Below are 20,203 nucleotides of genomic sequence, written 5' to 3' on the forward strand. Positions count from 1 at the left end.
CTAGGGGGCCCTTCCATGGAAAGATACGCAAGTATTGAACGAAAAACAAATGAAACGCAAATCAGTTTATCACTAGATATTGATGGGGAAGGAAAGTCTGAACTCGAAACAGGGGTTCCATTTATGAGCCATATGCTTGACTTATTCACAAAACATGGACAATTTAACCTCACCGTGGATGCAAAAGGGGATATTGAGGTAGACGATCATCATACTACTGAGGATATCGGAATTGTTTTAGGACAGGCATTGCGTGAAGCTCTTGGTGATAAAAGAGGAATTAAACGCTATGGAAATGCCTTTGTTCCGATGGACGAAGCTTTAGCACAAGTAGTTGTCGACTTAAGTAATCGGCCGCATCTTGAAATGAGGGCAGAGTTCCCGAATGCTAAGGTGGGTACGTTTGATACGGAGCTCGTTCATGAATTTTTATGGAAGCTTGCCCTTGAGGCGCGCATGAATCTTCATGTCATTGTTCATTATGGACACAATACGCATCATATGATTGAGGCTGTTTTTAAAGCACTTGGCCGTGCGCTTGACGAAGCTACAACCATAGACCCTCGCATAAAAGGAGTTCCGTCAACGAAAGGGATGTTATAGATGATTGGTATTGTCGATTATGGTATGGGCAATTTGTTTAGCGTCAGTAAAGCCCTTGAACGATTGAATGCAGATTATTTTATATCAGGTGATAAAGAGGAGCTTCTGGGTGCAGATGCCTTATTGCTTCCGGGTGTAGGCTCTTTTCGCGATGCAATGGAAGTATTACAGGTTGATACGATAAAAGAATTTGCAGCCAGCGGGAAACCCCTTCTTGGGATATGCCTGGGTATGCAGCTATTGTTTGAAGATAGTGATGAAAATGGGTTTACGAAAGGGCTCGGCTTACTGCCCGGTCATGTACGACGTTTTTCTGGTTCGAATGCTGCTGGAGAGACATATAAGGTTCCTCATATGGGATGGAATAAACTTGAATTTGTAAAAACTTCGCCTTTGTTAAAAGGGTTAGAAGAAGATTATGTTTATTTTGTTCATTCTTACTATGTAAGTGCAGAAAAATCAGAAGTGCTGCTGGCAAAAGCCAATTATTATGAAGAGGTTTCTGCTGTAGTTGGTAAAGATAATATATTTGGGATGCAATTTCATCCTGAAAAAAGCAGCAAGCTGGGAATGGCACTGTTGAATAATTTTTTGAAATTGGTTGAAGAAAGGAAGGCAGTACGATGACACTGACACTTTATCCAGCGATTGATATGCGCGGCGGGAATTGCGTACGCCTCCTCCAAGGTGATTATGATAAGGAAACGATTTATGGCGATTCACCTTTTGATATGGCCAAAACTTTTGCGTCAGATGGCGCAGAGTGGATACATATGGTTGACCTGGACGGGGCAAAGGATGGTAAACGGGTCAATGATCGCTTTGTAATAGAAGCAGCTAAGCAGCTAAAAGTAAATGTCCAAATTGGCGGGGGCATTCGTTCTGAGGCTGACATCCTTCATTATTTAGAAAATGGAATTACGCGCGTGATTATCGGTAGTATTGCTGTTTCCAATCCTGAGTTTGCGATTGAGATGATTCAGAAGTATGGCAAGCAAATTGTAGTGGGGATTGATGCGAAAAATGGCTATGTGGCTACCCATGGCTGGCTGAATACTTCAGAGGTAAAAGCAGTGGAACTGAGCAAACGCTTTGCTGACGCCGGTGCGGAGACATTTATTTTTACCGATATTGCTACCGATGGTACATTATCTGGACCAAATATAGCTGCTGTTTGTGAAATGTCACGGGTAACAGGAAAAAATGTTATTGCCTCTGGTGGAGTTAGCAGCTTAGCTGATTTGCGTGCTCTAAATGCAGAAGGGGTTAGAGGAGCTATTGTAGGAAAAGCTCTTTATGAAAACCGTTTTACATTGAAGGAAGCGCTAGATGAGGTGAAAAAATGACTCTGACGAAACGAATCATCCCTTGTCTTGACGTAAAAGAAGGTAGAGTTGTGAAAGGTATTCAGTTTGTTCAACTTCGGGATGCGGGAGACCCTGTAGAATTGGCTCGTTTTTATGACGAACAAGGAGCGGATGAACTCGTCTTCCTTGATATTTCTGCATCTGTTGAAGGAAGAAAAACCATGGTTGAAGTGGTTAAGTCTGTTGCTTCGGAGCTTGCCATCCCTTTTACGGTTGGCGGCGGGATTAATTCTTTAGAGGATATGAAACGAATTCTCCGTGCTGGAGCCGACAAGGTATCATTAAATACAGCAGCAGTATTGAATCCTGAACTCATTTCTGAGGGAGCAGGTTTTTTTGGAACACAGTGCATCGTTGTCGCGATTGATGCGAAGTATGATGAAGAGCTGGGAACATGGCGTGTTTACACGCATGGCGGCAGAACGCCAACGGATCGTAAGGTAATTGAGTGGGCAAAAGAAGCAGCTGAGTTAGGAGCAGGTGAAATTTTGCTGACAAGTATGGATAGCGACGGCGAAAAAAATGGCTTTGATTTAAAGCTGACTGCAGCGGTAAGTGAAGCAGTGACGATTCCGGTGATTGCTTCAGGCGGTGCAGGAAACGCCAGTCATTTTGAGGAAGCATTTGTAAATGGAAAAGCCGATGCGGCGCTTGCAGCTTCTATTTTTCACTATAAAGAAACTTCCGTTCATGAAGTAAAAAGTTATTTGCTAGAGAGAGGAGTGTCGGTGCGATGAATATTCGTTTTGATGAAAAAGGGCTAGTACCTGCCATCGTCCAGGATGCAGAAACAAAAGAGGTATTAACATTAGCTTATATGAATCAGGAATCTCTGACAAAAACGCTGGAAACCGGTGAAACATGGTTTTACAGCCGTTCACGTCAGGAGCTTTGGCATAAAGGTGCAACAAGTGGAAACACTCAGTCTGTTGTTAGCGTCAAATATGACTGTGACCAGGATGCAGTTCTTGTGCTCGTTCAGCCTAAGGGACCTGCCTGCCATACGGGAGCTGTCAGCTGCTTCTCTGAGGGTGTTGTTACTGAAAGGGCCTCCTCAAGTCTCGCAGACTACCAGATCTTGCAGTCATTAGAAAAGTTGATTATTGAACGAGAAAAAGAGCGCCCAGAAGGAGCTTATACTACCTATCTATTTGAAAAAGGCGTAGATAAGATCCTGAAAAAAGTCGGTGAAGAGGCATCAGAAGTCATCATCGCAGCGAAAAACCGAGACAAAGAAGAACTCAAATGGGAAGCCGCCGACCTCCTCTACCACCTGCAAGTATTACTGGTCGAACAAGACTTGCCGTTTACTGAAGTACTAAAAACCTTAGAAGAAAGACATAAAAGATAAAGTGGTGCCTGTCACCAAATATACAAAAAACGCTGTTTATGCAGCGTTTTTTGTATATTTGGAATATCTTCCAATGTGTTTGAATGGGTTCTAATGCTTCTCGTACGTGCTTTGGTTGTGGTATACTACATAAGTTAGTTTATTGTATAGATGGAGGTCTCCATGGTTAAAGACTCGAAAGCAAGAATTCAAAAGGGAAAGATCCTGTCATTTGTTCCGACTGGAGAATATTATTTCACGAAGGGTATTAAGGCATACCATCGCCGTGACTTTAAAAAAGCTAAAAAATATCTTGAGCGGGCGATGCAGCTGGAGCCGGGTGAACCGATGATTACCTGTCAGCTTGCTATAGTTTCAACAGAACTTGGTGAGTTCGAAAATTCTAATCGACTCTTGCATTTAATCCTTGAAGATCTTGATGAAGATATGGCAGAATGTCACTATTTTTTAGCAAATAATTATGCCCATATGGGTTTCTTTAAAGATGCGTATCATCATGCCAATATGTATTTAGAATTGGACCCAAATGGGGATTTTAATGAAGATACTCACGACCTTCTAGAACTTCTGTCGTTCGAGGCGGAGGGATTAGAAGATGAGCTTTATGAACAGGATGATCTTATCATAAAGCAAGAGCAGGCTCGAGATTTATTGGAATCAGGTTATTTTCCGAAAGCCATCGAACTATTGAATGATGTTGTGGAAGCATATCCGGAGTACTGGTCAGCCTATAATAACTTAGCTCTTGCATATTTTTATTTAGGTAAAACAAAAAAAGCAGAATCCATTCTTGATGATGTGTTAGATAGAAATCCTGGAAATCTGCATGCATTGTGTAATAGGCTAGTGTTTGCCCATTACCAAGGTAAAATCAAAGCTGTCTCACCTTTAATGGATTCACTAAAGAAAATTCAGCCTATGCTCATTGATCATCAATTTAAGCTTGGGGCAACCTTTGCGTTAATTGGTGAGTTTGAGTCAGCATACTTTTGGCTAAAAAAGCTTTATAAAAACGGTTTTGATGGTGACGGTCCTTTTTATTATTGGCTATCCTACTCGGCTTATTATACAGGCCATGAGAACTTTGCGAGAAACATTTGGAAAGTTGTCCTTGAGTATACTCCTGATAAGGAAGGGTTTGAACCATGGAATTTGGAAAAGCCGATTGCAAATGGATTTGAAGATCACTCAGGGTCAATTTTTCAAAAACTAGAAAGTGATTATCTTGAGGAACGATTATTTGCCTTATTCCTTGCCTCGGTTTCAGGGAAAGTCGAAGAGATCTTTACATCTAAACGTTTTTACCAAAATCAAAAGCTTTCTATTATGGAACAAAATTATGTCTCTTCCCTAAAAACAGGCACTCCTTCGGCTATTCTAGACGCTAAGGAAATTGCCGAGGTCCTTTATGAAAAGCATCAACCAATCGGAACAGTTGAGTCAGGTTTATATTTAATGTGGTTTTCCGTTTTTGTAGAATTGTCTAAGGCTGGGATTAACTTGAATAACAAACGTGCTTGGGCAGGTGCAATGGAATATGTCTGGTATAAGGCAAGCAATGAAAAGGTCTCACAGCAAGAAATTGCGAAACGCTACGATATCTCATCAGCCACCATTGGCAAATATGTGAAAATAGTAACTCAACATCTAAATTAATGTCTAAAAGAGGCTGCTCCTCTTTTCATTGAGCAGATTTTTGGACTATATAGCAATTGTTTAATACGATTAAGTAGGTAATACTAAACTTAATCGTATTTTTTTATAATTTTATATCTGGCTGCAGCGCCTAGGGGCTCGGGGTCATAAGCTTGGCTTGTCTTATGCCTGTCGCAACTGAGGGAAAAATGAACTTCTTTTTCCCCTAGCAAGGCGCTTCCGCCTTTAAATAGGGAGTGAATCTACATGTCAGAAGAAAAAATTTATGATGTGATTATCGCTGGTGCTGGTCCTGCTGGGATGACAGCTGCTGTTTATACATCCCGTGCAAATCTATCTACTCTTATGATTGAACGTGGTATGCCTGGAGGTCAAATGGCAAATACCGAGGATGTTGAAAACTATCCTGGATTTGAGAGCATTTTAGGACCAGATTTATCAACCAAAATGTTTGAGCACGCGAAAAAATTCGGTGCGGAATATGCGTATGGAGACATTAAAGAAATTATCGACAATGGTGATGTGAAAACCGTTATTGCTGGTTCGAAGCAATACAAAGCTTATTCCGTTATTATTTCAGCAGGTGCTGAATATAAAAAGGTAGGGGTACCTGGCGAAAAGGAACTTAGCGGCCGCGGCGTATCCTATTGTGCTGTTTGTGATGGAGCCTTTTTTAAAGGAAAAGAATTATATGTTATCGGCGGCGGAGATTCCGCAGTTGAGGAAGGTGTTTATTTAACTCGTTTCGCTTCTAAGGTAACGATTGTACACCGCCGTGATGAGCTCCGTGCTCAGAAAATTCTTCAAGACCGTGCATTTGCTAATGAAAAAATTGACTTCATTTGGAATCACACGATTAAATCGATTAATGATAAAGATGGAAAAGTGGGAAGCGTCACACTCGTTTCTACACAAACAGGAGAAGAACAAGAGCTACCTGCAGACGGTGTATTCATTTATATTGGAATGATTCCACTTTCTAAACCATTCACAAATCTCGGGATTACCAATGAAAACGGCTATATTGAAACAAATGAGCGAATGGAAACAAAAGTACCAGGAATTTTTGCAGCAGGAGATATCCGCGAGAAAACACTAAGACAAATTGTTACTGCAACTGGCGATGGCAGTATCGCGGCACAGAGTGCACAACACTATGTAGAGGAACTGAAAGAAGAATTCAAAATTAAGAAGTAATTTTACAATTTCTTCATAATCGTAATCCGGTTTTAATTCTCTTGTAACAGTGGTGAAATATTAATAAGGTATGATGATAGTAAGAATTGACCCCCTTTAAAATATTCACTTGGTGCACAGGCTGAAAATGCCTGTGCTATTTTTTTACATATTTTTAACAGAATAAAGAAATCTGATTTCGTTGTGACCGCTTACCAAAAAGAGTATAATAAAAAGAATAAATAAACGCGGTAATTTACTACTATGAATTTTTTTATATAGATAAGAAACAAAATATTTAACTTTGAGAATTGTTAAGCTCCGGCGACGAGGGCTTATGCTTTTCTTGTTAGAGGGTGTTTGTTGTGCAGCGAGTCACCAATTGTGTACTAATTAGAGATAACCAAGCATTAATGTTAAAGAAACCGCGACGCGGCTGGTGGGTAGCACCGGGCGGCAAAATGGAGCCTGGAGAGTCAGTAAGAGATTCCTGTATTCGTGAGTTTCGGGAGGAAACCGGAATCTACTTGAAAAATCCACAATTGAAGGGTATTTTTACTTTCATTATGAAAGAAAATGATCAAGTTTTATCCGAATGGATGATGTTTACTTTTTTAGCAACGGATTCTGATGGAATGCGTTTCGATGAATCGGATGAAGGTAAGCTTGAGTGGCAGCAGCTTGATCAATTAAAAAACCTGCCAATGGCAGCGGGAGACTATCATATTATCGATTATATGATTCATGGAAATGGGATAATTTACGGTACTTTTACTTACACCAAGGATTTCCAGTTAATCAGTTATCGATTAGATCCAAGTTAACTTGAGGGGGAAAATGAAATGAGTACCGGTTCAACAAATGAAACACAAATGGTCATCATTACGGGGATGTCTGGAGCTGGAAAAACAGTTGCGATCCAAAGTTTAGAGGATTTAGGTTTTTTCTGTGTAGATAATCTGCCCCCAACTCTGCTTCCTAAATTTCTTGAACTTATGAAGGAATCTGGGAATAAAATGAATAAAGTTGCTTTGGTTATGGATTTAAGAGGAAGAGAGTTCTTTGATCATTTGTTTAAAGCGCTTGATGACCTTGCAGAAACCTCATGGGTAAGCCCGCAAATCCTGTTCTTGGATGCAGACGATGCAACTTTAGTGCGAAGATATAAAGAAACAAGAAGATTTCATCCGCTTGCACAATCTGGCCTGCCATTAGAGGGCATTAAGCTAGAGAGAGAGCTTCTTGATGAGTTAAAGGGAAGGGCCCAGATTATTTACAACACTTCACAAATGAAGCCGCGTGAATTACGTGAAAAGATTATAACTGAATTTACTACAAATAAAAAATCAATTTTTACTGTCAATGTCATGTCATTTGGATTTAAGCATGGAATTCCAATCGATGCTGACCTCGTTTTTGATGTGCGTTTCCTGCCAAATCCTCACTATATCGATCACATGAGACCAAAAACAGGATTAGATGAAGAGGTTTCAAGCTATGTTTTAAAATGGAATGAAACGCATAAATTCATAGAGAAGGTCACAGATTTGTTAAGCTTTATGCTTCCGCATTATAAGCGGGAAGGCAAAGCGCAGCTTGTGATTGCGATAGGGTGTACTGGAGGGCAGCACCGCTCCGTAACTCTGGCTGAATATCTTGCTAAATACTTTGAAAATGATTACAAAACATTCGTTTCACATCGTGACATTGAGAGGAGAAAGGATAAGACGACATGAGGGAGTTAGGACAGCCAAGAATCGTCATCATAGGCGGAGGAACAGGCTTGCCGGTTTTATTAAGAGGATTAAAACAGTATCCAGTTGATATTACCGCCATTGTAACGGTTGCTGATGATGGCGGTAGTTCAGGAAGGCTCCGCGACGACCTGCAAATTCCACCGCCTGGGGATATCCGAAATGTGTTAGCTGCACTATCCGATGTAGAACCGCTTGTGGAGGAGATGTTTCAACATCGTTTTAAGACCTCCAATGAATTATCTGGACATTCACTTGGTAATTTGATTTTAGCAGCAATGACTTCGATTACCGGGAATTTTGTTCACGCCATTCAAGAAATGAGTAAGGTATTAAATGTTCGCGGCAAGGTTCTGCCAGCAGCTAATCAAAGTGTTGTTCTTCATGCAGAAATGGAGGATGGGACCATCGTTTCTGGTGAATCGAAAATTCCCTATTCAGGAAAAAAAATAAAAAAGGTTTTTTTAACACCAGAGGTTATTACGCCTTTGCCGGAATCCATCCAAGCCATTAGACAAGCAGATCTAATTATAATTGGACCTGGAAGTCTATATACTAGTATCCTGCCCAATCTTCTTGTACCGCGATTAGGTGAAGAGATTTGCCGGTCTCAGGCCAAAAAGGTGTATATTTGCAATTTAATGACACAAGCGGGTGAAACGCACGGATACACGGCAAGTGACCATATAAAAGCTATTTATGAGCATATGACCTGTGCGTTTATGGATACGATTCTAGTGAACAATAAAGAAATTCCTGAAGACATCCAGCTCCGCTATAATGAAGAGCTTGCAGACCCGGTCAATTATGATTTAGAGCGCATTAATGAACTTGGAGTTGAAGTCGTTTACGCTGACATTGCTGTCCAAGAGAACGGGGCACTGAGACATGACCCGAAAAAAGTGGCAAAAATTTTATATAATTTACTTTTAGATGAAACCAAACAGTGATATGAAGCGTAAATAATAATGCCTGTGCAAAAAGGGGGTGAAGGGATGTCTTTCGCTTCGGAAACGAAAAAAGAATTAACAAATTTGGAAATAAAGCCATGCTGCACGCAAGCGGAACTTTCCGCGCTCATTCGAATGAATGGTTCCATGTCATTTTCGAACCGTAAGTTAATTGTTGATATTCAGACTGAAAATGCAGCCATCGCTCGAAGGATTTATACGTTAATAAAAAAGAGCTATGATGTTCCAGTGGAGCTGCTGGTTCGAAAAAAAATGAGATTAAAAAAGAATAATGTTTACATTGTTCGTTTGTCGCAACGAGCTAAGGAAATACTAGAGGATATGAAAATCCTTGGTGAAGGATTTACCTTCATCCATGATATAGCTAGTGATCTGGTGAAAAAGAAATGTTGTAAACGTTCTTATTTACGTGGGGCGTTTTTAGCTGGAGGTTCGGTGAATAATCCGGAAACTTCCTCGTATCATTTGGAAATTGCTTCACTATACAAGGAGCATAATGATTCCCTGTGTGAATTAATGAATAAATTTGGACTCAATAGCAAGACACTTGAGCGAAAAAAAGGCTATATTACTTACTTAAAAGAAGCAGAAAAAATTACCGAGTATCTAAATATTATTGGTGCAGTCAATGCTCTTCTTCGCTTTGAAGATGTGCGGATTGTAAGAGATATGCGAAATTCGGTTAATCGTCTGGTTAATTGTGAAACTGCGAACTTAAATAAAACGATTGGTGCTTCAATCCGGCAGGTTGAAAATATTCGCTATATTAACGATACGGTTGGATTGCACATTTTACCAGAAAAGTTAAGAGAGATCGCGGAACTCCGTCTCCATTATACTGATGTAACCTTAAAGGAACTAGGAGAGATGGTTTCCGGTGGTATAATTAGTAAATCTGGAATTAATCATCGGTTAAGAAAAATAGATGAAATTGCTGAAAAATTACGGATTGGTGATTTGGCTCAAAGAAAATAGAGGAAAACATAAGGAGGATTTTTGTAATGGTAGAGAAACAAGTGGAAGTTAAATTGAAAACGGGTCTTCAAGCACGACCAGCAGCATTATTTGTTCAGGAAGCGAACCGTTTTTCAGCGGATATTTTTTTAGAGAAAGATGGTAAAAAGGTTAATGCAAAGAGTATTATGGGTCTTATGAGTCTAGCTGTCGGTTCAGGCGTTTTAGTTAATATTGTTGCTGACGGTGATGATGAAGAAAAAGCCATTGATGCATTGTCTACTTTTGTTCAAAATGAACATTAAAATAACAGTAAAATAAAAAGAGTTTGACCTAAAATCGGTCAAACTCTTTTTGTTATTACTTATCTTTTTTATCTTCTTTAAGGCTTCTAGTGATGATATGGTCAACGAGACCGTATTCTTTTGCTCTTTCAGCTGTCATGAAGTTATCGCGGTCAGTATCCTTTTGGATGACTTCTAGCGGCTGGCCAGTGCGCTCTGCTAGGATTCCATTCAATTTCTCACGAAGGAATAGAATACGCTTAGCTGCAATTTCAATCTCGGTTGCCTGCCCTTGTGCGCCGCCCAATGGCTGATGAATCATAACTTCAGCATTTGGAAGGGCATAACGCTTACCTTTTGTACCTGCAGCAAGTAGGAAAGCACCCATTGAAGCTGCCATACCAATACAAATGGTTTGAACATCTGGCTTAATGAACTGCATAGTGTCATAAATGGCCATACCTGCAGTAATACTTCCGCCAGGGCTGTTAATATAAATGGATATATCCTTTTCAGGGTTTTCTGCCTCAAGGAATAACAATTGTGCTACAATGCTATTAGCCACATGATCATCAATGCCACTGCCAAGCATAATAATACGGTCTTTTAAGAGACGAGAATAAATGTCGTATGCTCTTTCTCCGCGGTTTGTTTGTTCGATAACTGTAGGAATCAAATTCATTTTTCTTCCTCCTCTAAGTATAAAAGATTTTAATATGTATAGTTAATGATACACTGATGGTCAATTAAGGTCAAACAATTCGCTTTATATTTGTTCGACATCTTTCCCTAATTCATCATAACCATTTGGCTAATTTTTAAACCTATTCTAGCTTGCAAAGTTTCACGAATTGGAATATAATATGTTAGTCGCATATATGCGCTCGTGGTGCAACGGATAGCACGTAAGATTCCGGTTCTTAAAATGGGGGTTCGATTCCCTCCGAGCGCGTCTTAAAACCTCTTGTTACTAGGTAACAGGAGGTTTTTTCATTTCTGACAGTTAATAACCATACACGAATTCTCCATCTTCATGTAAAATAGAGCAAGGGGGGAATTAGTAATGGATTTAAAAGCAGGATTATGGCAGCAGCAATCATTAAAATTGGCAATGACGCAGGAACTAACTCAGGCAATTGCGCTCTTGCAATATTCAGCACAAGAGCTTTCAGCATTTTTAGAAAACAAAGCACTTGAAAATCCCCTACTTCAGGTTGAGAATAAACATATTCAGCCTATTAACCCATTAATAGATCGTAATCGGCGGAAACACACAAAAAATACGGAAAACGATTGGATTGAGCAAATTGCAGCCAAGTCATCTTCAAGTGAAGATCAGCTGCTAAATCAGCTTAATCTCCGTAAATACTCTAGTAATCAACTAAAAGTAATTAAACACTTGATTCAGAACCTCGATGTAAACGGATACTTAGCCTCTGAGCCTGAGGAAATCGCAGAAAAATTAGGTGTCCACATAGAACTGGTTGAAGAGAGCATAATTGTGATTCAGACCTTGGAACCAGCTGGAATCGGGGCTAGGAATCTTCAAGAATGTTTATTAATTCAGCTCGAGCGGGAGAACCTAAAGGATGATTTGGCGTTAATAATTCTTTCTCACTACTTCGTTCCATTTGCTGAAAAGAAATGGAAGCAGATAGCAAAGGAACTACAAATCCCTTTACAGAAAATCCAAGAAATATTTGATACGGTACAGCAGTTGAACCCACGTCCTGGTGCACTTTTAGAGCAGGATAACGCTTCCTACATTATCCCTGATGCCATTGTCGAACGTTTTGGGGATGGATTTTCTGTCAGGCTGTGTGATGACATTCTTCCAAAAATAAGTTTTAATGATCATTATTATCAAAAACTGACTACTACAAAGGATGCTCAGGTAAGCCGCTTTTTGCAGGATAAAGTACAAGATTATCAATGGATCATGAAAAGTATAGAGCAGCGGAAAGAAACTTTAACGAGGGTTGTCAGTAAAATTGTGGAAAAACAAACTCGTTTCTTCGAACATGGTAAAGAATACTTAGTTCCTATGACCATGAAGGAAGTCGCGGGAGAACTTGATATTCATGAATCAACAGTCAGCCGTGCAGTGAAAGAAAAATATGTGCAAACTCCGATTGGTACCTTTCCACTCAAGTCGTTCTTTACCAGTACCATTCAAACGGTATCAAATGAAAGCACCTCTTCGAGTCAGGTTAAAAATGAAATCGCTTCAATGGTTAATAGTGAGGATAAACAACGTCCATTATCGGATCAGGATATTGTTGAGAAGCTGAAGACAATTCAGGGAATCGTTGTGTCTAGAAGAACAGTGGCAAAGTATCGAGACCAACTGGGGATTCCATCTTCATCTAAGAGAAAAAGATTTGATTGAAAGGATACAAACGATGACGCAAACAATGATCACCCTTTATACTAGACAACGCTGTTCACTATGTGAAAAAGCAAAAATGGCCATCCTTGAGCTTAAGGAAGACTGGAATTTTAAATTAGAAGAAATTGATATTGATTCAAGTGATGAGTTAACGGAATTATACGGGATCATGATTCCAGTGGTTCAGATTGACGGGGAAGAAGTAGCCTTTGGAATAATTAACAAAAATGACATAAGTAAACGTTTGCAAGAAAAAACTGAAAACTTTTAGGTTGAAATAGGTTTTCACTCCTGTTAGAATGAAAAATGTTAGCAGGGGTGATTTTTTTTCGATGGAGTGGGACATAATTTGTCTAGGGTGGACATTTTATGACCAGTTACATATAATAAAGGAGCAGGACATTATGCAATCACTCATCGATATTCAAAAAAGATTATTACCCGATCTCCTCCAGGTCCTACATAAACGATATTCTATCCTCAGACATATCGGTTTTATGCAGCCAGTAGGAAGAAGGAGTCTTGCTTCCAACCTTGGTTACACGGAAAGAGTTCTTCGCAGTGAAGTTGATTTCCTAAAGGAACAAAATCTTGTTTCAATCAACAATATTGGAATGAGCTTAACTTCTGAAGGGAAGAATTTGCTAGAAGATTTAGAAGGAATGATTCGAGAGTTAATCGGTATCGACGTAATGGAGTTGGAGTTAAAACACCGACTTAAGATTCAAAAAGTCATCATTGTACCTGGGAACAGTGATGAATCCCTTATGGTAAAAGATGACTTAGGTAAGGCTTGTGCCTTGTGCATGAAAAAATATTTAACTGGGAAAAATATTATCGCTGTAACTGGCGGCTCAACGATGGCTGCGGTCGCAAACGCACTTACACCTGAGCTTGGCAAAAAGGAATTGCTGTTTGTACCGGCTCGCGGCGGAATTGGTGAGGATGTCCAGAATCAGGCAAATACAATTAGCTCGATTATGTCGAAAAATACAAAATCGAAGCACCGTGTATTTTATGTGCCTGATCAAGTGAGTAATGAAATTTATCAGTCCCTAATTAAAGAACCTGAAATTCATGAAGTTTTAAACTTAATAAAATCCGCAAGCATGGTTCTTCATGGAATTGGGGATGCTATTACAATGGCTGAACGAAGAAAATCGAGACCCGAAATTATGCAAAAGCTTGAAACGAGTGCGTCTGTAGGGGAAGCTTTCGGCTATTATTTTAATGAAAAAGGTGAAATCGTCCACAAGGTTCTAACCATTGGACTGCAACTAGAAGACCTCGCACAGATTCCTAACGTGATTGCTGTTGCAGGCGGCGCTTCTAAGGCAAAAGCCATTAAGGCTTATATGAAAAAAGCCCCCCCCTCGACAATATTAATCACGGATGAGGGTGCAGCAAGAAAGTTATTAAAAGGGTAATCCCTTTTTATATAAGACTGTTTTCGTAAATAAATCTTTTATCCGATTTTAACGTGGAAATAGTCATCTAGTTTTAACAATTTAGTTTGTAAGCTCTTTTTTTAAAAAAGAGCCTAAATAAAAACCTTTTTTCAAAACAAGGAGGAAATTACAATGACAGTAAAAGTTGGTATTAATGGATTTGGTCGTATCGGCCGTAACGTATTCCGTGCGGCATTAAATAATGCAGAAATGGAAATCGTAGCAATTAACGATTTAACTGATGCAAAAATGCTTGCGCACCTTTTAAAATACGATACTGTTCATGGAACTCTTCAACAAGATGTTACCGTTGATGGCGAATATTTAGTAGTTGGCAACCAAAAGGTAAAAGTAATTGCTGAACGCGATCCAGCTCAATTAGGTTGGGGAGAACTTGGTGTTGAAGTAGTAGTTGAATCTACTGGACGTTTCACAAAGCGTGAAGATGCGGCAAAACACCTTGAAGCAGGTGCTAAGAAAGTTATCATTTCTGCTCCAGCAGATAACGAAGATATCACTATCGTAATGGGTGTTAACCAAGAACAATACGATCCGGCTAACCACCACGTATTATCAAACGCTTCATGTACTACAAACTGTCTAGCTCCTTTTGCGAAGGTTTTAAATGATGAATTCGGAATTAAGCGTGGAATGATGACTACTATCCACTCTTATACAAATGACCAACAAATCCTTGATTTACCACACAAGGACTACCGTCGTGCTCGTGCAGCAGCTGAGAACATGATTCCTACATCAACTGGTGCAGCGAAAGCAGTTTCTTTAGTTCTTCCAGAACTTAAAGGTAAATTAAATGGTATGGCTGTTCGTGTACCAACTCCAAACGTATCAATCGTGGATTTAGTTGCTGAATTAGACAAAGAAGTAACAGCTGATGAAGTAAACGCAGCATTAAAAGCAGCTGCTGAAGGTCCATTAAAAGGAATTTTACACTATAGCGAACTTCCATTAGTATCTACAGATTACAATGGCAGCCCAGCTTCTTCTTCAATTGATTCTTTATCAACTATGGTTCTTGAAGGTAACATGGTAAAAGTATTATCTTGGTACGATAACGAAGTTGGTTATTCTAGCCGTGTAGTTGACCTTATTGGATATATCGCTCAAAAAGGACTTTAATCTTTAGTTAGTTGAGGTTGGTAAATTCTTCATCAAAAAGCTATAATGATTTAGGGTAATCAAAGGGGAGCGGGGAACATTCCCCCTCCCTTTTTTTGTGTAATTAGCTGTCAATACATAAGGAGGAGCTTTGCGCATGAACAAGAAAACATTAAAAGATGTTGATGTAAAAGGAAAACGCGTTTTCTGCCGCGTTGATTTTAACGTTCCTATGCAGGATGGAAAAATCACAGATGAAACAAGAATCCGCGCTGCACTACCTACTATTCAATATTTAATTGATCAAGGTGCTAAAGTCATCTTGGCAAGCCATTTTGGACGTCCGAAGGGTAAAGTAGTAGAGGAAATGCGCTTAACTCCAGTGGGTGTGAGACTTTCTGAACTTCTTGGCAAAAACGTTCAAAAAGCAGATGAAGCCTATGGTGATTCTGTAAAATCATTAATTGAATCTATGAATGAAGGCGATGTTCTTCTTCTAGAAAACGTTCGTTTTTACCCAGGTGAAGAGAAGAATGATTCTGAACTTGCAAAAGCATTTGCAGAACTTGCGGATGTTTATGTAAATGATGCCTTTGGTGCAGCACACAGAGCACATGCCTCCACAGAAGGTATTGCTCACCATCTTCCTGCTGTATCTGGTCTATTAATGGAAAAAGAGCTTGATGTTTTAGGAAAAGCTTTATCAAATCCTGAACGTCCATTTACGGCAATTATTGGCGGAGCAAAGGTTAAGGACAAGATTGGTGTTATTGAAAACCTATTAGAAAAGGTTGATAACTTAATCATCGGTGGCGGTCTTGCTTATACTTTTATTAAAGCACAGGGCCATGAAATCGGTAAATCTCTTCTTGAGGCTGATAAAATCGACTTAGCGAATTCATTTATTGAAAAAGCAAAAGAAAAAGGCGTTAATTTCTATATGCCTGTTGACGCTATCGTGGCAGATGATTTTTCAGCAGATGCGAATTCAAAAGAAGTAGCAATCGAAGAAATTCCTGCTGATTGGGAAGCACTTGATATCGGACCGAAAACAAGAGAAATCTATCGTGATGTAATCAAAAAATCAAAATTGGTCATTTGGAATGGACCGATGGGTGTGTTTGAAATCGATAAATTTGCTGGTGGTACAAAGGCAGTTGCTGAAGCTCTTGCAGAAGCAGAAGGTACCTATTCAGTGATTGGCGGCGGCGATTCTGCAGCAGCAGTAGAGAAATTTAATTTAGCAGAGAAAATGAGTCATATTTCAACAGGCGGCGGCGCTTCCCTTGAATTCATGGAAGGCAAAGCACTTCCAGGCGTAGTCGCTCTAAATGATAAATAATAATTAGAACTTTCTATCTTGAAAGGTTGTGTAACTATGCGTAAACCGATTATTGCAGGTAACTGGAAAATGAATAAGACACTTGCTGAGGCGAAAAGCTTTACCGAGGAAGTAAAAGGTCTTGTTCCAAATCCTGATAAAATGGATTCTGTTATTTGTGCACCAGCTTTATTTTTACAAAGTCTTGTTGAGCAAACTGAAGGCAGCGATGTGAAAATAGGCGCACAAAACATGCATTTCGAAGAAAGCGGAGCTTTTACAGGAGAAATTAGCCCGAAACCTCTTGCTGAAATTGGGGTTCAATATGTGATTCTTGGACATTCTGAACGCCGTGAAATGTTTAATGAAACCGATGAAAGTGTTAATAAAAAGACACTGGCAGCTTTCAACTATAACTTAACGCCAATCGTTTGCTGCGGTGAAACATTAGAGCAACGTGAAAACGGTGAAACCAATCAACTAGTTGGTTCACAAATACAAAAAGCTTTAGCTGGCTTAACAGATGAGCAAGTAAAGCAAACCGTTATTGCTTACGAACCAATCTGGGCAATTGGAACAGGTAAATCTTCGACTGCACAAGATGCAAATGAAGTATGTGCTCATATTCGCCAAGTAGTAGCACAGCAATTCAGTGAAGAAGTTGCTAATGCTGTCAGAATTCAGTACGGCGGCAGTGTGAAACCGGAGAATATTAAGGAATACATGGCACAGCCTGATATCGACGGTGCTCTTGTTGGTGGAGCTAGTCTTGAGCCAGGATCATTCCTGCAGCTATTGGAGGCAGGAAGCTATGAGTAAGTCTCCCGTTGCCCTCATCATTCTTGATGGATTCGGATGCAGGGATGAACACAAAGGGAATGCAGTCTATCATGCGAAGAAGCCAAACTTTGATCGTTACTGGAATACTTTCCCGCACTCACATTTAACAGCTTCTGGTGAGGCTGTTGGACTTCCAGAGGGTCAAATGGGTAACTCAGAAGTTGGTCATTTAAATATTGGTGCTGGCCGGATTGTATACCAAAGCTTAACACGTGTGAATATCGCTATCCGCGAAGGTGAATTTGTAAAAAATGAAACCATCTGCAGTGCAATGGACCATGTGAAGAAAAATGGAACTAACCTCCACTTGTTTGGTTTATTATCGGATGGCGGTGTCCACAGCCATATTAACCATATGTTTGCACTATTAAAGATGGCAAAAGAGGAAGGCGTAGAGAACGTTTATATTCATGGTTTCCTTGATGGACGTGATGTCGGTCCAAAAACTGCCGCTAAATATATTCAGCAGACTTTGGATAAAATTAATGAGTATGGCGTTGGTGAGTTTGCTACCATTTCTGGACGTTATTACTCAATGGATCGTGACAAGCGCTGGGAGCGTGTTGAAAAGTCTTATTGTTCCATGGTCTATGGTGACGGCCCAACTTACACCAATCCATTAGATGTGGTAGAGGATTCTTACCAGCATGGAATTTTTGATGAATTCGTGATTCCGTCTGTGATCACAAAGGAAGATGGTCAGCCAGTTGCGACAATCAAGGACAATGACGCAGTCATTTTCTATAATTTCCGTCCAGACCGTGCAATCCAAATTTCTAACGTTTTCACAAACGAAGATTTCCGTCCGTTTGACCGTGGTGAAAAACATCCAAGGGATTTATTCTTTGTATGTTTAACACATTTTAGTGAATCGGTTAATGGATACGTTGCGTTTAAGCCTTCTAACTTGGATAACACGTTAGGAGAGGTATTATCGCAAAATGGGTTGAAGCAATTAAGAATTGCTGAAACCGAAAAATATCCTCATGTTACCTTCTTTATGAGCGGCGGCCGTGAGGACAAGTTCCCAGGAGAAGAGCGTATTCTAATCAACTCACCGAAAGTTGCAACCTATGACCTGCAGCCTGAAATGAGTGCTTATGAGGTTACAGACGCTCTACTTAAAGAAATTCAAGACGATAAATTTGATGCAATTCTCCTAAACTTTGCGAACCCTGATATGGTTGGACATTCAGGTATGCTTGAACCAACTGTTAAGGCAATCGAAACAGTTGACGAATGCTTAGGTAAAATTGTTGATTTAATCCTTGAAAAAGGCGGATCTGCGATTATTACGGCTGACCATGGTAATGCAGATGAGGTTATGACTCTTGAAGGTGAGCCAATGACAGCACACACCACAAATCCAGTTCCAGTTATTATTACAAAGAATGACGTGGAGTTACGAGAAGGTGGAATCCTAGGAGATTTAGCTCCTACGATGTTAAAGCTCCTTGGTGTTGAACAGCCAGAAGAAATGACAGGAAAATCATTAATTAAATAATTTTTTTATTAAAAGGAGAGAAATTAAATGCCATTTATTGCAGATGTATACGCACGTGAAGTATTAGATTCCCGCGGTAACCCAACAGTTGAAGTAGAAGTTTTCACAGAATCCGGTGCTTTTGGCCGTGCTTTAGTTCCAAGTGGTGCTTCTACTGGTGAATATGAAGCAGTAGAACTTCGCGATGGTGACAAAGAGCGTTACCTTGGTAAAGGTGTATTAAAAGCTGTAGATAACGTAAATGAAATTATTGCTCCACACCTTGTTGGAGAAGAATTCAGCGTTTTAGACCAAGTTGCTATTGACCATGCTTTAATCGAGCTTGATGGAACTGAAAATAAAGGTAAATTAGGTGCAAACGCCATCCTAGGTGTTTCTATGGCTGTAGCTCATGCTGCTGCAAACTACTTAGATATTCCTTTATACCAATACCTTGGAGGATTCAACTCTAAGCAGCTTCCAGTTCCAATGATGAATATCGTGAACGGTGGAGAGCACGCTGATAACAACGTTGATATTCAAGAATTCATGGTAATGCCTGTTGGAGCTCCAAACTTTAGAGAAGCACTTCGTATGGGTGCAGAAATTTTCCACAGCTTAAAGTCTGTACTTAAAGAAAAAGGACTTAACACTGCTGTTGGTGATGAAGGTGGATTTGCTCCAAACCTAGGATCTAACGAAGAAGCACTTCAAACGATTGTTCAAGCAATCGAAAAAGCTGGTTACAAGCCTGGTGAAGAAGTATTCTTAGCAATGGATGCTGCTTCTTCTGAGTTCTACAACAAAGAAGATGGTAAATACCATCTTAAAGGTGAAGGCGTTGTTAAGACTTCTGCAGAAATGGTTGATTGGTATGAGGATATGGCTACTAAATATCCAATCCTATCTATCGAAGACGGTTTAGATGAAAACGACTGGGAAGGACACAAGCTTCTAACTGAACGCCTTGGTAAAAAAGTTCAATTAGTTGGAGATGACCTATTCGTTACAAACACGAAGAAGCTTTCTGAAGGTATTGAAAAAGGAATCGGCAACTCAATCCTTATCAAAGTTAACCAAATTGGTACATTAACTGAAACATTTGACGCAATTGAAATGGCGAAGCGTGCTGGTTACACTGCAGTTATCTCTCACCGTTCTGGTGAAACAGAAGATAACACAATCGCTGACATCGCTGTTGCAACAAATGCGGGTCAAATCAAAACAGGTGCTCCTTCACGTACAGACCGTGTTGCGAAATACAACCAATTGCTTCGTATTGAAGACCAATTAGGTGATACAGCACAATACAACGGCTTAAAATCTTTCTATAACCTAAAAAAATAAAATGATTAAAGTGAAGGCACTCATTGACGAATGAGTGCCTTTCCTTGCTGCTGTGGCGGAAATCTGTCACAAAGACTAGTATTGTTAAAAGGTCAATAGTATGGTACATTAAAAATACTGTGAAATGTACGAACTAACAG

The 20,203-nt window shown here is 39.8% G+C and carries 21 protein-coding genes and 1 tRNA gene; 21 read left to right on the forward strand and 1 reads right to left on the reverse strand.

Features of this window, described 5'->3' with window-relative positions; translation table 11 throughout:
* The first annotated feature begins 15 nt into the window (after nt 1–15).
* The 12 genes from hisB to ACN6MT_RS09535 all read left to right on the forward strand — a co-directional run bounded on the left by hisB (nt 16) and on the right by ACN6MT_RS09535 (nt 10,137).
* A complete protein-coding gene (hisB, locus tag ACN6MT_RS09480; protein ID WP_063252057.1) occupies nt 16–603 on the forward strand; it encodes an imidazoleglycerol-phosphate dehydratase HisB in 588 nt (195 codons plus the stop codon).
* Nucleotides 604–1,230: an imidazole glycerol phosphate synthase subunit HisH gene (hisH, locus tag ACN6MT_RS09485; RefSeq protein WP_419955692.1), complete on the forward strand. Its 627-nt coding sequence runs from the start codon at nt 604–606 to the stop codon at nt 1,228–1,230.
* Complete coding sequence (hisA, locus tag ACN6MT_RS09490) at nt 1,227–1,949, forward strand: 1-(5-phosphoribosyl)-5-[(5-phosphoribosylamino)methylideneamino]imidazole-4-carboxamide isomerase (protein WP_419955693.1); 723 nt, start codon at nt 1,227–1,229, stop codon at nt 1,947–1,949. The genes hisH and hisA overlap by 4 nt, the downstream gene beginning before the upstream one ends.
* On the forward strand, nt 1,946–2,707 hold the full coding sequence (gene hisF / locus ACN6MT_RS09495) for an imidazole glycerol phosphate synthase subunit HisF (RefSeq protein ID WP_419955694.1): 762 nt from the start codon (nt 1,946–1,948) through the stop codon (nt 2,705–2,707). Before hisA ends, hisF begins: the two co-directional genes overlap by 4 nt.
* Nucleotides 2,704–3,321: a bifunctional phosphoribosyl-AMP cyclohydrolase/phosphoribosyl-ATP diphosphatase HisIE gene (gene hisIE, locus ACN6MT_RS09500; protein WP_419955695.1), complete on the forward strand. Its 618-nt coding sequence runs from the start codon at nt 2,704–2,706 to the stop codon at nt 3,319–3,321. The genes hisF and hisIE overlap by 4 nt, the downstream gene beginning before the upstream one ends.
* Before the next feature lie 162 nt (nt 3,322–3,483).
* Nucleotides 3,484–4,977 (forward strand): tetratricopeptide repeat protein, encoded by a 1,494-nt coding sequence (locus tag ACN6MT_RS09505; RefSeq protein ID WP_419955696.1) that lies wholly within the window; start codon nt 3,484–3,486, stop codon nt 4,975–4,977.
* 246 nt (nt 4,978–5,223) lie between these two features.
* The gene (trxB, locus tag ACN6MT_RS09510) at nt 5,224–6,174 is read left to right on the forward strand and encodes a thioredoxin-disulfide reductase (RefSeq protein WP_063252065.1); all 951 of its coding nucleotides are present in this window, start codon (nt 5,224–5,226) and stop codon (nt 6,172–6,174) included.
* Between the two features lie 344 nt (nt 6,175–6,518).
* On the forward strand, nt 6,519–6,977 hold the full coding sequence (locus ACN6MT_RS09515) for an NUDIX hydrolase (RefSeq protein WP_034674255.1): 459 nt from the start codon (nt 6,519–6,521) through the stop codon (nt 6,975–6,977).
* Nucleotides 6,978–6,995: 18 nt separating this feature from the next.
* Nucleotides 6,996–7,889, forward strand: coding sequence for an RNase adapter RapZ (rapZ, locus tag ACN6MT_RS09520; RefSeq protein ID WP_419955697.1), 894 nt, complete (start codon nt 6,996–6,998; stop codon nt 7,887–7,889).
* Nucleotides 7,886–8,857, forward strand: coding sequence for a gluconeogenesis factor YvcK family protein (locus ACN6MT_RS09525; protein WP_419955698.1), 972 nt, complete (start codon nt 7,886–7,888; stop codon nt 8,855–8,857). Before rapZ ends, ACN6MT_RS09525 begins: the two co-directional genes overlap by 4 nt.
* A 45-nt stretch (nt 8,858–8,902) precedes the next feature.
* Nucleotides 8,903–9,853, forward strand: a complete 951-nt coding sequence (whiA, locus tag ACN6MT_RS09530; protein ID WP_034674251.1) for a DNA-binding protein WhiA — start codon at nt 8,903–8,905, stop codon at nt 9,851–9,853.
* Nucleotides 9,854–9,879: 26 nt separating this feature from the next.
* Nucleotides 9,880–10,137, forward strand: a complete 258-nt coding sequence (locus tag ACN6MT_RS09535) for an HPr family phosphocarrier protein (RefSeq protein ID WP_034674249.1) — start codon at nt 9,880–9,882, stop codon at nt 10,135–10,137.
* 55 nt (nt 10,138–10,192) lie between these two features.
* On the opposite strand, the gene clpP is transcribed toward ACN6MT_RS09535, so the two are convergent.
* Nucleotides 10,193–10,798: an ATP-dependent Clp endopeptidase proteolytic subunit ClpP gene (gene clpP, locus ACN6MT_RS09540; RefSeq protein ID WP_034674247.1), complete on the reverse strand. Its 606-nt coding sequence runs from the start codon at nt 10,796–10,798 to the stop codon at nt 10,193–10,195.
* A gap of 198 nt (nt 10,799–10,996) precedes the next feature.
* Here clpP and ACN6MT_RS09545 point away from each other — a divergent pair.
* The 9 genes from ACN6MT_RS09545 to eno all read left to right on the forward strand — a co-directional run bounded on the left by ACN6MT_RS09545 (nt 10,997) and on the right by eno (nt 20,063).
* Nucleotides 10,997–11,068, forward strand: a tRNA-Arg gene (locus ACN6MT_RS09545).
* A gap of 111 nt (nt 11,069–11,179) precedes the next feature.
* Nucleotides 11,180–12,505 carry an RNA polymerase factor sigma-54 gene (gene rpoN, locus ACN6MT_RS09550; protein ID WP_419955699.1) on the forward strand — a complete coding sequence of 442 codons (1,326 nt, stop codon included), beginning with the start codon at nt 11,180–11,182 and terminating at the stop codon, nt 12,503–12,505.
* 13 nt (nt 12,506–12,518) lie between these two features.
* Nucleotides 12,519–12,776: a glutaredoxin family protein gene (locus tag ACN6MT_RS09555; RefSeq protein WP_419955700.1), complete on the forward strand. Its 258-nt coding sequence runs from the start codon at nt 12,519–12,521 to the stop codon at nt 12,774–12,776.
* A 133-nt stretch (nt 12,777–12,909) separates the two neighbouring features.
* Nucleotides 12,910–13,932 (forward strand): sugar-binding transcriptional regulator, encoded by a 1,023-nt coding sequence (locus ACN6MT_RS09560; RefSeq protein WP_419955701.1) that lies wholly within the window; start codon nt 12,910–12,912, stop codon nt 13,930–13,932.
* Between the two features lie 153 nt (nt 13,933–14,085).
* The gene (gap, locus tag ACN6MT_RS09565) at nt 14,086–15,093 is read left to right on the forward strand and encodes a type I glyceraldehyde-3-phosphate dehydrogenase (protein ID WP_034674243.1); all 1,008 of its coding nucleotides are present in this window, start codon (nt 14,086–14,088) and stop codon (nt 15,091–15,093) included.
* A gap of 136 nt (nt 15,094–15,229) precedes the next feature.
* Nucleotides 15,230–16,414 carry a phosphoglycerate kinase gene (locus ACN6MT_RS09570; protein ID WP_034674241.1) on the forward strand — a complete coding sequence of 395 codons (1,185 nt, stop codon included), beginning with the start codon at nt 15,230–15,232 and terminating at the stop codon, nt 16,412–16,414.
* Nucleotides 16,415–16,450: 36 nt separating this feature from the next.
* Complete coding sequence (gene tpiA, locus ACN6MT_RS09575; protein WP_419955702.1) at nt 16,451–17,212, forward strand: triose-phosphate isomerase; 762 nt, start codon at nt 16,451–16,453, stop codon at nt 17,210–17,212.
* The gene (gene gpmI, locus ACN6MT_RS09580; RefSeq protein ID WP_419955703.1) at nt 17,205–18,737 is read left to right on the forward strand and encodes a 2,3-bisphosphoglycerate-independent phosphoglycerate mutase; all 1,533 of its coding nucleotides are present in this window, start codon (nt 17,205–17,207) and stop codon (nt 18,735–18,737) included. Before tpiA ends, gpmI begins: the two co-directional genes overlap by 8 nt.
* 27 nt (nt 18,738–18,764) lie before the next feature.
* On the forward strand, nt 18,765–20,063 hold the full coding sequence (eno, locus tag ACN6MT_RS09585; protein WP_063252068.1) for a phosphopyruvate hydratase: 1,299 nt from the start codon (nt 18,765–18,767) through the stop codon (nt 20,061–20,063).
* Nucleotides 20,064–20,203 lie beyond the last annotated feature (140 nt).

Source organism: Neobacillus niacini (assembly GCF_048572935.1).
Taxonomy (GTDB): Bacteria; Bacillota; Bacilli; order Bacillales; family Cytobacillaceae; genus Neobacillus; species Neobacillus niacini.

What these genes read in the sequence shown, in the direction of transcription:
- hisB (WP_063252057.1), top strand. Translation starts at nt 16, where the DNA reads ATGGAAAGATACGCAAGTATTGAACGAAAAACAAATGAAACGCAAATC.
- hisH (WP_419955692.1), top strand. Translation starts at nt 604, where the DNA reads ATGATTGGTATTGTCGATTATGGTATGGGCAATTTGTTTAGCGTCAGT.
- hisA (WP_419955693.1), top strand. Translation starts at nt 1,227, where the DNA reads ATGACACTGACACTTTATCCAGCGATTGATATGCGCGGCGGGAATTGC.
- hisF (WP_419955694.1), top strand. Translation starts at nt 1,946, where the DNA reads ATGACTCTGACGAAACGAATCATCCCTTGTCTTGACGTAAAAGAAGGT.
- hisIE (WP_419955695.1), top strand. Translation starts at nt 2,704, where the DNA reads ATGAATATTCGTTTTGATGAAAAAGGGCTAGTACCTGCCATCGTCCAG.
- ACN6MT_RS09505 (WP_419955696.1), top strand. Translation starts at nt 3,484, where the DNA reads ATGGTTAAAGACTCGAAAGCAAGAATTCAAAAGGGAAAGATCCTGTCA.
- trxB (WP_063252065.1), top strand. Translation starts at nt 5,224, where the DNA reads ATGTCAGAAGAAAAAATTTATGATGTGATTATCGCTGGTGCTGGTCCT.
- rapZ (WP_419955697.1), top strand. Translation starts at nt 6,996, where the DNA reads ATGAGTACCGGTTCAACAAATGAAACACAAATGGTCATCATTACGGGG.
- ACN6MT_RS09525 (WP_419955698.1), top strand. Translation starts at nt 7,886, where the DNA reads ATGAGGGAGTTAGGACAGCCAAGAATCGTCATCATAGGCGGAGGAACA.
- whiA (WP_034674251.1), top strand. Translation starts at nt 8,903, where the DNA reads ATGTCTTTCGCTTCGGAAACGAAAAAAGAATTAACAAATTTGGAAATA.
- ACN6MT_RS09535 (WP_034674249.1), top strand. Translation starts at nt 9,880, where the DNA reads ATGGTAGAGAAACAAGTGGAAGTTAAATTGAAAACGGGTCTTCAAGCA.
- clpP (WP_034674247.1), bottom strand. Translation starts at nt 10,798, where the DNA reads ATGAATTTGATTCCTACAGTTATCGAACAAACAAACCGCGGAGAAAGA.
- rpoN (WP_419955699.1), top strand. Translation starts at nt 11,180, where the DNA reads ATGGATTTAAAAGCAGGATTATGGCAGCAGCAATCATTAAAATTGGCA.
- ACN6MT_RS09555 (WP_419955700.1), top strand. Translation starts at nt 12,519, where the DNA reads ATGACGCAAACAATGATCACCCTTTATACTAGACAACGCTGTTCACTA.
- ACN6MT_RS09560 (WP_419955701.1), top strand. Translation starts at nt 12,910, where the DNA reads ATGCAATCACTCATCGATATTCAAAAAAGATTATTACCCGATCTCCTC.
- gap (WP_034674243.1), top strand. Translation starts at nt 14,086, where the DNA reads ATGACAGTAAAAGTTGGTATTAATGGATTTGGTCGTATCGGCCGTAAC.
- ACN6MT_RS09570 (WP_034674241.1), top strand. Translation starts at nt 15,230, where the DNA reads ATGAACAAGAAAACATTAAAAGATGTTGATGTAAAAGGAAAACGCGTT.
- tpiA (WP_419955702.1), top strand. Translation starts at nt 16,451, where the DNA reads ATGCGTAAACCGATTATTGCAGGTAACTGGAAAATGAATAAGACACTT.
- gpmI (WP_419955703.1), top strand. Translation starts at nt 17,205, where the DNA reads ATGAGTAAGTCTCCCGTTGCCCTCATCATTCTTGATGGATTCGGATGC.
- eno (WP_063252068.1), top strand. Translation starts at nt 18,765, where the DNA reads ATGCCATTTATTGCAGATGTATACGCACGTGAAGTATTAGATTCCCGC.